The 16,829-nt window shown below is 39.4% G+C and carries 15 protein-coding genes; 7 read left to right on the forward strand and 8 right to left on the reverse strand.

Annotated elements, in window-relative coordinates; genetic code table 11:
* Positions 1-290: 290 nt before the first annotated feature.
* Positions 291-857: a D-glycero-beta-D-manno-heptose 1,7-bisphosphate 7-phosphatase gene (gene gmhB / locus DK857_RS08995; RefSeq protein ID WP_109394042.1), complete on the reverse strand. Its 567-nt coding sequence runs from the start codon at positions 855-857 to the stop codon at positions 291-293.
* A gap of 192 nt (positions 858-1,049) precedes the next feature.
* Here gmhB and metN point away from each other — a divergent pair, with 192 nt between their 5' ends.
* The 6 genes from metN to proS all read left to right on the forward strand — a co-directional run bounded on the left by metN (position 1,050) and on the right by proS (position 6,777).
* The gene (gene metN, locus DK857_RS09000) at positions 1,050-2,081 is read left to right on the forward strand and encodes a methionine ABC transporter ATP-binding protein MetN (RefSeq protein ID WP_109402010.1); all 1,032 of its coding nucleotides are present in this window, start codon (positions 1,050-1,052) and stop codon (positions 2,079-2,081) included.
* Positions 2,074-2,727 (forward strand): methionine ABC transporter permease MetI, encoded by a 654-nt coding sequence (locus DK857_RS09005; RefSeq protein ID WP_023582692.1) that lies wholly within the window; start codon positions 2,074-2,076, stop codon positions 2,725-2,727. Before metN ends, DK857_RS09005 begins: the two co-directional genes overlap by 8 nt.
* 66 nt (positions 2,728-2,793) lie before the next feature.
* Positions 2,794-3,609, forward strand: a complete 816-nt coding sequence (locus DK857_RS09010) for a MetQ/NlpA family lipoprotein (protein ID WP_075671666.1) — start codon at positions 2,794-2,796, stop codon at positions 3,607-3,609.
* Positions 3,610-3,739: 130 nt separating this feature from the next.
* Positions 3,740-4,150, forward strand: a complete 411-nt coding sequence (gene rcsF / locus DK857_RS09015; protein WP_083629073.1) for an Rcs stress response system protein RcsF — start codon at positions 3,740-3,742, stop codon at positions 4,148-4,150.
* Positions 4,147-4,854 (forward strand): tRNA (N6-threonylcarbamoyladenosine(37)-N6)-methyltransferase TrmO, encoded by a 708-nt coding sequence (tsaA, locus tag DK857_RS09020; RefSeq protein ID WP_109402011.1) that lies wholly within the window; start codon positions 4,147-4,149, stop codon positions 4,852-4,854. Before rcsF ends, tsaA begins: the two co-directional genes overlap by 4 nt.
* 207 nt (positions 4,855-5,061) lie before the next feature.
* Positions 5,062-6,777, forward strand: coding sequence for a proline--tRNA ligase (gene proS / locus DK857_RS09025; protein WP_109394045.1), 1,716 nt, complete (start codon positions 5,062-5,064; stop codon positions 6,775-6,777).
* A 91-nt stretch (positions 6,778-6,868) separates the two neighbouring features.
* Here proS and nlpE read toward each other — a convergent pair whose 3' ends face one another.
* A complete protein-coding gene (nlpE, locus tag DK857_RS09030; RefSeq protein ID WP_083629074.1) occupies positions 6,869-7,549 on the reverse strand; it encodes an envelope stress response activation lipoprotein NlpE in 681 nt (226 codons plus the stop codon).
* Between the two features lie 262 nt (positions 7,550-7,811).
* On the opposite strand from nlpE, the gene rof reads away from it, so the two are divergent.
* Positions 7,812-8,072, forward strand: coding sequence for a Rho-binding antiterminator (rof, locus tag DK857_RS09035; RefSeq protein ID WP_109394046.1), 261 nt, complete (start codon positions 7,812-7,814; stop codon positions 8,070-8,072).
* A gap of 33 nt (positions 8,073-8,105) precedes the next feature.
* Here the strand turns inward: rof and tilS are convergent, their stop codons facing one another.
* From tilS to lpxB, 6 genes are all read right to left on the reverse strand, one after another.
* Positions 8,106-9,437: a tRNA lysidine(34) synthetase TilS gene (tilS, locus tag DK857_RS09040; protein WP_109402012.1), complete on the reverse strand. Its 1,332-nt coding sequence runs from the start codon at positions 9,435-9,437 to the stop codon at positions 8,106-8,108.
* Between the two features lie 168 nt (positions 9,438-9,605).
* Positions 9,606-10,349 (reverse strand): SDR family NAD(P)-dependent oxidoreductase, encoded by a 744-nt coding sequence (locus DK857_RS09045; protein ID WP_109402013.1) that lies wholly within the window; start codon positions 10,347-10,349, stop codon positions 9,606-9,608.
* A gap of 238 nt (positions 10,350-10,587) precedes the next feature.
* Positions 10,588-11,547 carry an acetyl-CoA carboxylase carboxyl transferase subunit alpha gene (gene accA, locus DK857_RS09050; RefSeq protein ID WP_109394049.1) on the reverse strand — a complete coding sequence of 320 codons (960 nt, stop codon included), beginning with the start codon at positions 11,545-11,547 and terminating at the stop codon, positions 10,588-10,590.
* 12 nt (positions 11,548-11,559) lie between these two features.
* Positions 11,560-15,042, reverse strand: coding sequence for a DNA polymerase III subunit alpha (gene dnaE, locus DK857_RS09055; RefSeq protein ID WP_109402014.1), 3,483 nt, complete (start codon positions 15,040-15,042; stop codon positions 11,560-11,562).
* Between the two features lie 21 nt (positions 15,043-15,063).
* On the reverse strand, positions 15,064-15,654 hold the full coding sequence (gene rnhB / locus DK857_RS09060; RefSeq protein ID WP_109402015.1) for a ribonuclease HII: 591 nt from the start codon (positions 15,652-15,654) through the stop codon (positions 15,064-15,066).
* Positions 15,654-16,826 carry a lipid-A-disaccharide synthase gene (lpxB, locus tag DK857_RS09065; RefSeq protein ID WP_109402016.1) on the reverse strand — a complete coding sequence of 391 codons (1,173 nt, stop codon included), beginning with the start codon at positions 16,824-16,826 and terminating at the stop codon, positions 15,654-15,656. Before lpxB ends, rnhB begins: the two co-directional genes overlap by 1 nt.
* Positions 16,827-16,829 lie beyond the last annotated feature (3 nt).

The following is a 16,829-nucleotide window of genomic DNA, read 5'->3' on the forward strand; positions in this document are numbered from 1 at the left end:
CGTCTCTGCGAGTGCCCACACAGATTGTCTGATAATTTGTTAAAGAGCAGTGCAACATTCGCTGCCGTTTCCGGTCTTCTGCGTTGTTGCGAGGAGGTGCATTCTACATCTTCCTCATTCGGTGTCAAGCGTTTATTTTCAAGGCTTTTCACTTTTTTTCTTTGTTCTCTCAGTCAGTTCGCTTAGCGCCCTGTGCCGTGACAACGAGGACGCATTATAGGGAGTTTTCTGAGGCTGGCAATAGTTTTTTTAAAAAAAATGTTCGTTTGTTGGTAAATTAAACGAAGTGCCTATTTTTTGTGGCTTTTTAGCCATTTTGGCAAGTCTGCAAGGCTATCGAGAACAAAATCTGCACACTGTTGTGCTTCTTCAGTTATCTCTTTTCCTGTGCGAACAAGAATTTTATGACCCACTCCCGCAGCTTTTGCTGCCAACATATCTTCTTTTTTATCACCTACCATATAAGAAGAAGCCATATCGATGTTTAATTGTGCTTTTGCATCCATAAACATACCTGAGGCTGGTTTGCGACAATCACACTCTTTCTTATATTCTTCTACAGTGGCATCAGGATGATGAGGACAATAATAGATACCGTCTAAATCAACACCTCTATCAGCCAAAGACCAATCCATCCATTCTGTTAGGTGTAAAAATTGATCTTCACTATAGTAGCCACGACCAATACCCGATTGATTAGTCACTAGTACCAAGGCATATCCCATAGCTTTTAATTCAGCCATTGCCTCAATGACGCCATCGATAAACTCAAAGTTATCACTTTCAGACACATAACCATGGTCTATATTAATAGTTCCATCGCGATCTAAGAAAATCGCAGAAATCCCCTTACTCACAGCATTACTCCATTTAGATATTTTTATTAGTATCGCATGTTTTTTCTTATATAGAGAATGATATCCACGGCTTTCTTTCTTTATTAGTCTTCAACTCTTTTTTATTGACTTAGCCGTCTAGACGCCTTAACATCTATTTTAACTCGGGCAGAATAGTCTTTATGTCCCATATCTACTTATATAAAGAAAAACATGATTAAACTGACGAATATAAACAAAGTGTTTAAGCAGGGAGAGCGTTCAATACAAGCGCTATCAAACATTAACCTGCATGTGCCTCAAGGGCAGATTTTTGGTGTTATCGGATCGTCAGGAGCGGGTAAAAGTACACTTATACGTTGTGTGAATATGTTAGAAAAGCCAACTTCAGGTGAAGTGCTTGTTGATGGTCGTGATCTAACAAAGTTATCTGATAAAGAGTTAACAAAAGCACGTCGTGGTATTGGCATGATTTTCCAACATTTCAACTTACTGTCTTCTCGTACAGTGTTTGATAATGTGGCGCTGCCATTAGAACTTGATAATACGCCTCGTACTGAAATTAATAAGCGTGTTAATGAATTACTTGAACTAGTCGGTTTGTCAGATAAGAAAGAGTATTACCCAGCAAACTTATCTGGCGGACAAAAGCAACGTGTTGCAATTGCACGCGCACTAGCAAACTCACCGAACGTTTTATTATGTGATGAAGCAACTAGCGCACTTGATCCAGCGACAACACGCTCTATTTTAGAATTATTAAAAGACATTAACCGTCGTTTAGACCTCACCATTTTATTAATCACTCATGAAATGGATGTTGTAAAACGCATTTGTGATCAGGTTGCAGTAATAAGTGGTGGTGAATTAGTTGAAAGTGATGCCGTGAGTGAAGTTTTCTCTCATCCCAAAACACCAGTTTCTCAGGCATTTATCCAATCAACACTACAATTGGATATTCCTGAAGATTACAAAGAACGTATGAAACCAGAGTGGGAAGAAGGTTTATTCCCATTATTGAAACTTGAATTTAACGGTCAATCAGTTGATGCACCATTAATGTCCATCGTTGCACGTCGTTTTGACGCAGATATTAATATCTTAAGTTCACAAATGGACTATGCCGGTGGGGTGAAGTTTGGCGTGATGTTAGCTGAACTACACGGTAAGAATGGTAATACTGAAAAGTCGATTGCGTTTTTAGAAGAGCATCATGTGAAAGTAGAGGTTCTCGGTTATGTCTGAAGGAATGGTTTATTTATTAATTAGTGGGATCTGGGAAACCTTAGTCATGACCTTCGTTTCAGGCTTCTTTGGTTTTGTTATTGGGCTACCACTTGGTGTTTTACTTTATGTCACACGTCCTGAACAAATTATGGCAAATCCACCTGCCTATCGTGTTATCTCAGCACTTGTGAATATTTTCAGGGCAATCCCTTTTATTATCTTACTTGTATGGATGATCCCGTTTACTCGTTTGGTTGTAGGAACATCTATTGGCTTACAAGCAGCTATCGTGCCATTAACTGTTGCAGCCGCACCTTTTATTGCTCGCATGGTCGAAAATACGCTATTGGAAATCCCACAAGGATTAATTGAAGCATCTCGTTCTATGGGTGCAACACCAATGCAAATTATTAAGAAAATTTTATTACCAGAATCTTTACCAGGCTTGATTAACGCTGCAACTATTACACTGATTACATTAGTTGGTTACTCAGCAATGGGTGGTGCTGTTGGTGCAGGTGGTTTAGGTCAAATTGGTTATCAATATGGTTACGTTGGCTATAATGCAACTGTAATGAATATTGTGATTGTTCTACTCGTTATTCTTGTTTTTATCATTCAGTTTTTCGGCGATCGCTTAGTGAAGCTGACAACACATAAATAATTAAATTGAAGGTTTCAATTATTAAATCGAAACCTTTTAGTTAACTGATCAAATAAGGGTGAATGTATGTCATTGAAATTTAAATCGCTCGCAGTCGTAAGTGCTTTAGTTGGCGCATTAGCATTAGCTGGTTGTGGTGAAAAAGAAAAAGATCCAAACCATATTCGTGTTGGTGTTATCTCTGGCTCTGAGCAACAAGTTGCCGAAGTAGCAAAACAAGTTGCTAAAGATAAATACGGTCTTGATGTAGAACTCGTTACTTTCAATGACTTCGTAATGCCGAATGAATCATTGAGTCGTGGTGATATCGATCTTAATGCATTCCAGCACAAACCTTATTTAGATCAGCAAATTAAAGATCGTAATTTCAAAATTACAGCTGTAGGAAATACCTTTATTTATCCTATTGCAGGTTACTCTAAAAAAATTACTGATTTAGCCGATTTACCTGATGGTGCTCAAGTCGCTATCCCTAACGATCCAACTAACTTAGGCCGTTCACTGCTGTTATTAGAAAAAGTAGGTTTAATTAAATTAAAAGATGGTGTGGGCTTATTACCAACTTCTTTAGATATTATTGAAAATCCTAAAAATCTAAAATTAGTAGAATTAGAAGCACCTCAATTACCACGTTCATTAGATGATCAAAAAATCTATTTAGCGGTAATCAATACAACTTATGCTAGCCAAGTAAACTTAACACCAGCAAAAGACGGTATTTTTGTTGAAGATAAAGACTCTCCATATGTAAATATCATTGTTGCCCGTGAAGATAATAAAGACAGTGAGAATGTGAAGAAATTTATCCAAGCTTACCAAACTGATGAAGTAGATAGTGCTGCAAATAAAATCTTTAACGGCGGTGCTGTAAAAGGCTGGTAATACGTTAAAATTTAACTTAATTATAAAAAAGGCGGACATTTGTTCGCCTTTCTCTTTTTTACTTGGCTAATTTGCATTAAATTAGTGCCGTTTAATTTTTGTATAGACAATAATAAAGAGGATATTACCCATGCACATGCGCTTGCTACTTATTGGCATCATGGCGCTGTTTATGACAGGCTGTTCAATGCAAAAATCATCTGATGTTGATCAGTCTAAATTTACGGATATGCGTTTAAATAAACCCGGACAGCCACCAAAACCAAGATCACAGACTTTACCTTCAGTGCGTATTGTTGAAAAAACAGAAGACCTTTTAGGTGCTCCTTTTAAAGATCTCGGTATCGTCGCTGGTGAATCTTGTCGTCAAACATTGCAAGATCCACCAGCAAGTTTACCTATTGCTAAAAAAAGTATGGCAGCAAAAGCAGCTTACAAAAATGCGAATGCCGTTTTATTGCATGAATGCCAAATTGTCACAGGCTTAGGTTGCTATCAATCCGCTATTTGTGAAGGCACAGCATTACTCATTACCAAATGAACACCTACCAAATGAATCCTATAGGGCATATCTCAAGCCCTTATAAAGAAAAATTTGCCGTTCCACGCCAACCTGGATTGATCCAGGATGGCGGCGGTCAACTTATTCTACATACACCTTATAATCACCCTGATGCAGTTCGAGGCTTAGAGCAATTTAGTCACCTTTGGTTGATCTTTGTTTTTCATCAAACAGCACAACAAGGTTGGCATCCTCTCGTTCGCCCCCCTAGATTAGGTGGAAATGCCAAAATTGGAGTATTTGCAACTCGCTCAACCTTTCGCCCCAACCCAATTGGCATGTCATTGGTTGAATTGAAAAAAGTAAATACGGACAACCAGTCTGTTATTTTAGAATTGGGTAGCCTTGATTTAGTGGATGGCACTCCTATTCTTGATATCAAACCTTATTTACCGTTTGCAGAATCGCGCCCAAATGCAATCGCAGGGTTTGCACAAGAAGCACCTAGTAGCGAAATGCCAATTTTCTTTTCACAGATTGCATCAGAACAACTGCAATACTATGCCAATGAGTACCCTCATCTTTCACGTTTTATTACCCAAGTATTACAGCAAGATCCTCGTCCTGCTTATAAAAAGGGCAAACAAAGTGATAGAATTTATGCGGTACACTTACTCGAATTTAATGTTCGCTGGCAAGTCAATGGACAACAGACACTTGTTCTTAGTATAGAACCGCGGTAACTTGCTATTATCTTCATTGATATTGCTATCATGGATAGTCTAATCTGAGAGTCATTCTCATGTCTTTAGACAAATCAGATTGAAAAAAATGCTTTGCCCCTTTTGGCAGACCTAAGTCACTGGTAGACTAAAGTCTTTCTCTAATTATATTGATGTAGACTGGCGTGACAGTCAGCCTAAGTATTTTTGTTCTAATGGAACCTAATAATGCGTACTAGCCACTATTTGCTCTCTACTTTAAAAGAGACACCTGCTGATGCAGAAATTGTCAGCCATCAACTTATGCTTCGCGCAGGCATGATCCGCAAACTCGCTTCTGGTCTTTATGATTGGATGCCGACAGGGGTTCGTGTTCTAAGAAAAATTGAAAAAATTGTTCGTGAAGAAATGGACAACGCTGGATCACTTGAGATTTCAATGCCCGTTGTTCAACCCGCTGACTTATGGCTAGAAAGTGGTCGTTGGGAACAGTATGGCCCTGAGTTACTGCGTTTTTCAGACAGAGGCGAGCGCCCATTTGTTTTAGGCCCAACCCACGAAGAGGTTGTTACTGATATTGTTCGTAATGAAATTACCTCTTACAAACAACTTCCACTGAATTTATATCAAATTCAAACTAAATTCCGCGATGAAGTACGCCCTCGTTTTGGTGTTATGCGCTCTCGCGAATTTATCATGAAAGATGCATACTCTTTCCATATCTCTCAAGAGTCTTTACAAGAGACTTACGACAGAATGTATGAAGCCTACAGCAAAATTTTCTCACGTATTGGTTTAGATTTCCGTCCAGTACTTGCAGATACAGGCTCTATTGGTGGTAACGCCTCTCATGAATTCCAAGTTTTAGCTGACAGCGGTGAAGATGATATCGTCTTCTCTACAGGCTCTGACTATGCAGCCAATATCGAATTAGCAGAAGCAGTAATGCCTGCCACGCCACGAACAGCTGCAACTGAAGAATTACGTTTAGTAGATACACCAAACGCTAAAACAATTGCTGAATTAGTTGAACAATTTAATTTACCAATTGAAAAAACAGTTAAGACACTGATTGTTCATGGTACGAAAGAAAGTGGTCACCCATTAGTTGCATTATTAGTTCGTGGCGATCACGAGCTTAATGAAGTTAAAGCAGAAAAATGCGCTATCGTTGCAACACCTTTAACTTTCGCTACTGAAGCAGAAATCCGCCAAGCTGTAAATGCAGGTCCAGGTTCATTAGGTCCAGTTAATCTGCCACTACCCGTTATTATGGATCGTTCTGTCTCTGTAATGAGTGATTTTGGTGCTGGTGCAAACGTTGATGGTAAACACTATTTTGGTATCAACTGGGAGCGTGACCTGCCTGTTGCTGAAATTGCTGATATCCGTAATGTTGTTGAAGGCGATCCAAGCCCTGACGGTAAAGGAACATTACTGATCAAACGTGGTATTGAAGTTGGTCATATTTTCCAACTTGGCACAAAATACTCAGAAGCATTAAAAGCAACGGTACAAAACGAAGAAGGTCATAACCAAATTGTTACTATGGGTTGTTATGGTATCGGTGTAACTCGTATTGTTGCTGCCGCTATTGAACAAAATCATGATGCTCGCGGTATTATTTGGCCAGATGCGATTGCACCATTCCAAGTAGCTATTTTACCAATGAATATGCATCGTTCTTATCGTGTTAAAGAAGTTGCTGACAGACTTTATGACGAATTGCGTGCTCAGGGTATTGATGTTCTGTTTGATGACCGTAAAGAACGCCCGGGTGTAATGTTTGCTGATATGGAACTTATCGGTATTCCACACACTATCGTGATTGGTGATCGTAATCTAGACAACAATCAAATCGAATATAAAGCGCGTCGTAGTGATGATAAATCACTAGTCAATGTTGACGATGTTGTTGCCTTTATTAAAGAACAACTCGCTTAATTATTAAGCCCTTTATCTTTAAGGGCTGGATTGATAAAACAAAAAACCCGCATCAGCGGGTTTTTTATTAGAAATAAATAGAGACTAAAACTTAACTTCTGCCACCACGATGGTTTCCACAAGAGCCATGGCGATTAAAACGAGGTTTTTCATCAGTAACCACTAACGCTCTGTCATATTTACCATCTTCCATTGAAGGACGAATGCTGTAATAACCATTAACTTCAAGGTAAACAGGTGTTCCACCATCAACACCAGTTGAGAAATAGCCTTTTTCCAATTCAATACCACTGGCTGCGTAAACACGCCCTGATTGGCAGTCTTTAAATGTTCCAGCATCGGCAAAATAGGTAAACTCGCCAGCAAGCTGTTTAGGCTGAACCTTAGCTAAAGTATAATTCAGCTCTGAATTAATCACGTTACCATCAATATCAAGCATGACTAATTTATCTTCACGAGGTAAGTAATAGCTTTTCTCACCATAGCTATTAGTCAACGTCAGCTTATCTTTACCTAATACCCATGTTCCTGATTCAAAGAAACTACGTTTATCATCAGGTGAACCTTGATAGCTTTGCTCCATAACATAAGAGCCATCTTGATTAACAAGAATTGTTGTGTCGATACCAGAGCAATCGGCACAAGGCAGAATACTATTGTAAGTTTGGTCTACAATTTTTCCATCAAGTGATAAGCCAATATTATTTTGGCAACCTGACAGTACAAATAACCCAGCAGCAACAGCTGCAAATAAAAGTTTTTTCCCCATCATCGACTCCCTACATTCTGGGTACTTTTTAATAAATCATTCTCAATATGATTCTAACATTTTTTAAAATAAAAGGGGGTAATAAAACAAGCTTTAAGATAAATGCACCCATAATTGTTAATTATTTCTCAAATCACTTCGAATAAAGAACTATTTCAGAAAATTATTATAATAACTATTGTGCTCACATCGAATAACAGCATAATGATTTTATTCTGAATTATTCACTGGCGGCAACACCGCCACGAACGAGTGGTGAGGGAATATGTCAACAAATACAGAATATCAACCAATTAACTGTGATGATTATGAGTATCTGGAGTTAGCATGCCAGCGTGGTTTAGCACTCCATATTGAACTGCATGATGGTGAGCTTATTGAAGGCGTTGCGGATGACCTTTTCTTAAGCAAGAAGGTTGAATACTTAAAAGTCAAAACATCTGAAGGTTCTAAAGACTTAAGGCTGGATATCATTGCCAGTTTTTCAAATCCCGAACTTGGGACTATTGTTATAAAATCGGAATAACCGAATAAAGAACAACCGCCAATTGGCGGTTGTTCATTCATGAGCCTCTTGCCACTCAATAGTAATAGCGTGTTCTGATGTTGCTTTTCCCTCAAAAGTAACAAACGTATTAATAGCTGCAATTAGCGTATCATTATAATAAATCAAAGGAATTCTAGTTCTACGCCAAGGCGCAACTTCAAGCTCTTGCCAAATCTTTTTACTATGTCGAGCGTGCTCTCGTCCTACAATACGCAAAGATGCTTGTGTTAAACCAAAACGTACTGTGACTTTTTCATCACTAAAAGGCGCTCTAACGGTATTTTTCCCTATTTCAGTTGTTATTGATAAAACACCCAATCCATTAGGTAAATATAAAGGCTCAGTAAGTGACCATTCAATAGCATGCTCAACGGGCTCATTAATCATTGGAACGAGATAAAGGCGCTGCTTATAGCGTCTAACTTCATCTTGATAAAATTGCAATCGAGGCTCGGCATCTTCTTTTGCTAAGGCAACCTCTTGCCATAATCGTAAAATTTGTTGTCTTGATGGCATGGTCTTATTGTGTTTAGCAAACCAGCGCCTCAATAAAGCATTGCGCTTAATAACACTACAGTGAGCCAATTGATTGATATCTAAACTGTGCTCACTGTCCATTAAAGCATTAAGTTCAGAATCTAATAGTTCATCTAATAGTGCTTCTTGTTCACCACACAGAGCCGCACTTCGAGTCACTGCTTGAGAAAAGTGAGGCCATCGTTGAGCCAATAAGGGCATAACACGTAAGCGCAAAAAATTACGATCATAACGATCATCTTGATTACTATCGTCTTCTATCCAATCTAGCCCTTGTTCAGTAGCATAAGATTCAATTTGCTCACGCGTAATATTGAGTAATGGTCGAAACAAATAGCTATTTTCAAATACCATTTTTGCTGGCATTGAAGAAAGCCCAGCAGGACCGCTGCCTCGCTTTAAAGCCAGTAAAAAGGTCTCGGCTTGATCATCTTGATGTTGAGCAGTCACTAACACTTGTTGTGGCTGTAAATATCGACGAAAGGCTTGGTAACGTGCCTCTCTTGCACCATTTTCAAGACCGCCTTCTTTAGGATCTACATTCACTTTTTCACTGATAAAATCGACACACCATTGCTGACAACATTGTTCACAATGAGCAAGCCAGTCATCCGCTTTGATGTTTAATCCATGATGAATATAGATAGCCGTTAATTCTAAAGGTAATTGAAATTCATCACGTAAACGCACAAGCCCTTGTAATAAAACTGTGGAATCTACTCCACCACTAAAACCCACCAAAATTTTAGTGTAAGGATCAATTTGTTGTTTGATTTCTCTAAGGAGTAAGCCGTATTCCTGTTTCATCGTATCGTCATTTATCAGTGAATTCAGATGATTATGTTAAGCTTTTCTACCTGATTTTGCACGAATACAACGTAGTCCTGAAAAATGAATGCGAAATTTAAGATATTGTATTACTCATGAAGAAAAATAAGGCGGAATAAACATCATTCTGCCTTAAATAAACATGATTTACGCAGTAAAACCACCATCTACTAAATAAGAGGCTCCAGTAACAAACGAGGCTGCATCACTAGCTAAAAATACCACAACATTAGCTACCTCTTCTGGCGTACCAAGGCGACCAATAGGATGTCGTGTTGCTAACTTTTGCTTATCAAGTTCACGACCATCTAATAAAGGTGTATCAATATATCCCGGACAAACTGCATTAACACGAATACCTTTGCTTGCATAATCAATTGCAAGTGTTTGTGTCAGTAATTTAACACCGCCTTTTGATGCACAATAGGCAGGAAATTCATGTTGACCAACAAAGGAACAAATCGAACTACAATTAACAATTGTACCAGATAGTTGGTTTTTCAGCCAATATTGGATTGCGGCACGATTAATCAGAAAGAGTCCATTAAGATTAACATCTAATACCCCTTTCCATTTTTCATACTCTAATTTATCTGCGATGTTATCGGTTAAAACACCTGCATTAGCAAAGATAAAATCCAATCGTCCATATTTGTTTACGACATAATCAATAAGTTGTTCATTTTCGTTTTCACTTTTCACATCCATTTGTATAAATTCACCTAAAAATCCTTTCTCTTTTAGGTATTTTTCTGCTGTTTTGCCTCGCTCTAAATTACTGCCAGTGATAACAACCGATGCACCTAAGGATAAAAACTTTTCCGCAGAAGCCAAACCAATACCACTATTACCACCTGTAATAATTCCAACTTTACCATTAAACGATATCATCGCTTTTTCCTCATAAAAGAAATAAATGACTCTATAAAATAATAGATATGACTAATTATTCTTTTAGTAAAAAAGTGAATTAATATTGTTTTTGAGATCAACTTAACACATTGATATATAATATATTATAGTTAATATCACTTGGTTTTATTGTCTTGGAAAGAGATAGTTCTATGGATAAAAAAACCTCATGTCATCAACATGAGGCTCTCTTTTATTTTTGAATAGCATCATGCTATCAGCAGTAACCGTATTCCATTAAACGTTGGTAACGACGGTTTGTTAGCTCTTCTGAGCCAAATGTATCTAGCTCTTCTAAATCAGATTTAATTTGTGCTTTTAAAGACGCTGCAATTTCATCATGATGACGATGTGCGCCACCTAAAGGCTCAGGGATAACCGTATCAATTAACTTCAGCTCTTTTAAACGGTTTGCAGTGATCCCCATTGCTTCTGCAGCTAGAGGGGCTTTATCTGCACTTTTCCAAAGGATAGACGCACAACCTTCTGGTGAAATAACAGAATAAGTGCTGTATTGCAGCATATTCACTTTGTCGCCAACACCAATGGCTAACGCACCACCAGAACCACCTTCACCAATAACAGTACAGATGATTGGCACACCAAAGCGTGACATTTCACGTAAGTTACGTGCGATTGCTTCTGATTGACCACGTTCTTCTGCACCCACGCCAGGATAAGCACCTGGAGTATCAATAAAGGTGATAATAGGAAGATTAAAACGTTGTGCCATTTCCATTAAACGAAGTGCTTTACGATAGCCTTCCGGTGCTGGCATGCCAAAGTTACGGCGGATTTTCTCTTTTGTTTCACGTCCTTTCTGGTGCCCAATAACCATAACAGGACGACCGTCTAAACGCGCGATACCACCAACAATAGCTTTATCATCAGCATAAGCACGATCGCCCGCTAATTCTTGGAAGTCAGTAAAGATACGATGAATATAATCCAGTGTGTAAGGTCTTAATGGATGACGTGCAAGTTGTGCAACTTGCCATGCACCAAGATCAGAAAAAATCTTACGCGTTAACTCTAGGCTTTTTTCTCTTAAGCGTGAAACTTCTTCATCGATATTAATATCAATTTTTTCATCATGTTGGCTAACTGCGGTTAGCGAATCAATTTTCGCTTCTAACTCGGCAATTGGCTGTTCAAAATCCAGAAAATTAAGACTCATAACATTCCTATTTTAGTCAAATTCTAATTCTACCTGCTCATTACCCAGCAGAGTTCGCAGATCCGTTAAAAGCATATCTGTTGGCGTTACACGCCAAGTCGCACCAAATCGTAAGCGTGCGCAGGCATCATGCTTTTCAAAATAAAGGTGAACCGGTATCGTGCCTGAACGATGAGGTTCTAAAACGCCGCGAAGACGATTTAATAATTGCTCATTAATTTGCCTGTCCGATAATGAGATAGCAAGTCCTCGTGCATATTTTTCACGGGCTTCGTTGATATCCATAAGTTCGCGGACTGTCATTTTAAGCCCACCATTGAAATCATCAAAGCTGACCTGCCCAGTGGCAATTAAAATCTTGTCTTGTTCTAATAAATGTTGGTATTTATCCAATGCATCAGAAAATAACATAATTTCTAAGCGACCTGAACGATCATCTAAGGTACAAACGCCGATCCGATTTCCACGTTTCGTTGTAAACACTTTAGAAGCAAGTACTAAGCCTGCAACCTTCACCATTTGACCACGAGGTGTTGGTACTAAATCTTTTAGACGCGTTCCTGCCGCATATCGTTCAATTTCTTTTAAATAACGAGTGATCGGATGACCTGTTAAATACAAACCTAAAGTCTCGCGCTCACCTTCTAAAACGACTTGGTCTGGCCATTTAGGTATATTGGCATAAGAACGCTCAACTTGTTCAGGAGCTTCAGCTAACACACCGAACATGTCCGATTGCCCTATTGCTTCAGCTTTGGCATGTTGGTCTGCGGCTTTTAACGCATCTTCTAATGAAGACATCAAAGCAGCTCGATGAGGCCCCAGCTTATCGAATGCGCCTGACATTATCAGTTTTTCCATCACTCGGCGATTCAATTTTTTCGTTTCTGTTCTAGCACAGAGATCAAAAATATCTTTAAAGTGACCGCCTTGTTGGCGCGCTTCTACAATTGCTTCAATTGGACCTTCACCCACACCTTTAATGGCACCAATACCATAAACGATTTCACCTTCATCATTTACATGGAAATGATAAAGCCCACTATTAATATCAGGAGGAAGAACCTTTAAGCCCATTCTCCAACATTCATCAACCAATCCCACCACTTTTTCAGTGTTATCCATATCTGCCGTCATTACAGCAGCCATAAATTCAGCTGGGTAGTGGGCTTTTAGCCATAATGTTTGATAAGAAACTAATGCATACGCTGCTGAGTGTGATTTGTTAAATCCATAACCGGCGAATTTCTCCACCAAGTCAAAGATCCTCATAGCAAGCTCACCATCGACGCCGTTTTTGATAGCTCCCTCTTCAAAAACAGAGCGCTGCTTTGCCATCTCTTCAGGTTTTTTCTTACCCATTGCGCGTCGTAGCATATCCGCGCCGCCCAGTGTATATCCCGCAAGAACCTGTGCAATTTGCATAACTTGTTCTTGGTATAGGATAACACCATAGGTTGGTTCTAGAACGGGCTGTAAGCTTTCATGTTGCCACTTAACATCAGGGTATGAAATTTCTTCAACACCATGTTTACGGTCGATAAAGTTATCTACCATGCCTGACTGCAATGGCCCCGGGCGAAATAGAGCAACAAGCGCAATCATATCTTCAAAGCAGTCAGGGCGTAGACGTTTGATAAGATCTTTCATACCACGGGATTCCAGCTGGAATACCGCGGTCGTTTCTGAACGCTGCAACATATCAAAGCTGCGCTGATCTGTTAATGGGATTGCTGAAATATCAACAGGTTCAAGTGACTTTTTAGCACGTCGGGCATTAATCATCTCTAATGCCCAGTTAATAATGGTTAGTGTTCTTAAACCTAAGAAGTCAAATTTAACAAGACCAGCATATTCAACGTCGTTCTTATCAAATTGTGTAACGGGGTTATTTCCCTCTGCATCACAATAAAGTGGCGCAAAATCGGTAATTTTTGTTGGTGAAATAACAACACCACCAGCGTGTTTACCTGCATTACGTGTTACCCCTTCTAATTTACGAGCCATATCAATAAGAGATTTAACCTCTTCATCAGCTTCATAAATTTCAGGTAATTGAGGCTCGGCTGCAAACGCTTTTTCCAGCGTCATACCCGGATCAGGAGGAACAAGTTTTGAAATTCTATCAACAAAACCGTAAGGGTGCCCTAAAACGCGGCCAACATCACGAATAACGGCTTTCGCCGCCATCGTACCAAATGTAATAATCTGAGAGACTGCATCTCGGCCGTACATTTCAGCAACGTGATCGATAACTCTATCGCGTTTTTCCATACAAAAATCGACGTCAAAGTCAGGCATCGAAACACGTTCAGGGTTAAGGAATCGTTCGAAAAGCAAGTCAAACTCAAGAGGATCAAGATCCGTGATTTTCAGTGAATACGCCACTAGTGAACCGGCACCTGAACCTCGTCCAGGACCAACAGGAACACCATTATCTTTAGACCACTGAATAAACTCCATTACGATAAGGAAGTAACCAGGGAATCCCATCTGGTTAATCACTTTCAGCTCGATATCAAGACGCTCATCATATTCAGGACGTCTTTTTTGTCGCTCTTCAGGATCTGGAAATAAAAAAGCTAAACGCTCTTCCAAACCTTCTTGTGATTTTTTGACGAGGAAATCTTCTGTACTCATATCCCCTGTTGGGAATTGTGGAAGGAAGTATTCCCCTAAGCGGATCGTAACATTACAGCGTTTAGCGATTTCAACACTGTTTTCTAATGCTTCAGGTATATCAGCAAATAATTCACACATTTCTTCTTCTGTGCGCATATATTGCTGAGGGCTATAATTCTTAGGACGCTTAGGATCAGATAACGTAAATCCATCATGAATAGCGACACGAATTTCGTGTGCATCAAAATCATCACTATCAAGAAAACAGACATCATTGGTTGCGACAACAGGCAGACCTTTTTCAGAAGCCAGTGCAACAGCTTCATGAAGATAAGTTTCCTCATCTGTACGACCTGTACGGATCAGTTCTAGATAATAACTATCAGGAAAGTGAGTTTGATAATACTCAAGGCATTGATCGACTAAAGCTCGATTACCACGAAGTAGGAACTTCCCCACATCCCCCATTCTACCGCCAGAAAGTAACAAGAGCCCTTCTTTATAGGTTGTTAACCACTCTTGTTTAATCGTCGGTCCAACAGCACCGTAACCGTGTTTGTAAGCCTCTGAAATCAGTAAAGTGAGATTTTGGTACCCTATATTATTGCGTGCAAGAATAGTGAGATGAGCATATTCATCACCTAATAATTCTGTTTCAAGGTAAACATCAGCACCAATGATAGGCTTAATGCCAGCACCATGTGCAGCACCATAGAATTTCACTAGCCCACACAAGTTAGTAAAATCAGTAATTGCAAAAGCAGGCATTCCTAGCGAAGCCACTTTCTTCACAAGAGGCCCTGTTTTTGCCAATCCATCGATCATTGAATAATCGCTGTGTACCCTAAGATGGATAAAACGAGGATCTGCCATAGTGTTTAGTTACTCTGTGGATTACTTTAAATTTAAAGCACGTTTTACAGGCGCAAAACTTTTTCGATGATAGGGTGTTGCCCCTAATAAGGCTAGTTTTTCCATATGGAAAACAGTTGGATACCCTTTATGTTTAGCAAAACCATAATCAGGGTAAAGCTTATCTAACTCTTCCATTTCTCTATCACGAGTCACTTTAGCAAGTATAGAAGCTGCACTAATTTCTTGAACTAAACTATCACCTTTTATAACCGCTTGAGAGTCCATAGGTAATTTAGGGCAACGGTTACCATCAATTAAGACCATATCAGGTGTTATTGATAACCCTCCAACAGCTCGTTCCATTGCTTTCATGGTTGCCCAAAGAATATTTAATTCATCAATTTCTTCAGGCTCTGCACGGCCTATCGCCCAGCATAATGCTTTTTCTTTTATTTCGTCGTAAAGAGCATTACGCTTTTTTTCTGTTAACTTTTTGGAGTCTGTTAACCCTTCAATTGGATTTGCTGGATCAAGAATAACGGCAGCGGTAACCACAGCCCCCACTAATGGGCCTCGACCAACTTCATCAACTCCAGCAATAAGATTTGCTTTTGGATATACAAATTCCATTATTTCTCTACCAATTCTAATACTGCATTTGCTGCTTGCTCATCCGCATTACAACGAATGGCGCTATGTAGCTGTAAAAATATCTCTTTTAATTGGCGTACTTTTTCTTCATCGGTTAAAAGAGGTAAAAGCTGTTCTGCTAATGCCGAAGGTTCACACTCTTCTTGCAATAATTCTTTGATAATTTCTCGACCAGCTAACAAATTAGGTAACGAGACATAAGGCGTTTTGACTAATCGTTTTGCTAACCAAAAAGTAAATGGTTTCATACGATAACCAACAACCATTGGGCATTTCGTTAGCATACATTCTAATGCGGCTGTACCTGATGCTAACAGAGTGGCATCACTCGCAGTCATTGCTTCTCTTGCTTGCCCATCAAGAAGTTGTATCTCAAGTTCGGGCGCCACATTTTGATGTATCTGTTCAAATTGGGCTCGTCGCTTAGCATTAACTAATGGTACAACAATATGAAGAGAGGGAATTTGCTGTTTTAGTAACTGTGCTGTTTTTATAAAATCAGCACTTAGCATCTCAACTTCAGCATGACGACTGCCAGGAAGAAGTGCTAAACAAGGAGTTTCTTCAGATATCTCTAGATGTTCACGAGCAGCCTTTTTGTCTGGATTTAAGGCTATGGCATCAGCCATTGTGTGACCAATAAAACGACAAGGAACCTGATACTTATCATAAAACGCTTTTTCAAAAGGCAGAAAAGCTAAGACAAGATCTGTCGCTTTACCAATTTTGAAAACACGTTTTTGACGCCAAGCCCATACAGAGGGACTGACATAATGAATAGTTTTGATCCCTTTTTGCTTTAAACGGCCTTCAAGGGTGATATTAAAATCAGGTGCGTCGATCCCCACGAAAACATCAGGCTTTAACTCTGAGAATCGTTGAGTGAGATCTTTTCTGATCTTTAATAAGCGAGGTAATCGTTCGAGAACTTCAACGATCCCCATGACGGCAAGCTCTTCCATCTCATACCAAGCTTCACAGCCTTCAGCTTGCATAAGAGGTCCTGCAACACCGACAAAGCGAACATTGGGATGCATTTGTTTTAGAGCGCGGATTAATCCCGCGCCCAAGATATCACCGGACGTTTCACCAGCAACTAAGCCGATAACTAACGGACGCTGAGTAGTAGATAATTGGCCTGACAAGGTCATATC

Source organism: Proteus terrae (assembly GCF_003144325.1).
Taxonomy (GTDB): Bacteria; Pseudomonadota; Gammaproteobacteria; order Enterobacterales; family Enterobacteriaceae; genus Proteus; species Proteus terrae.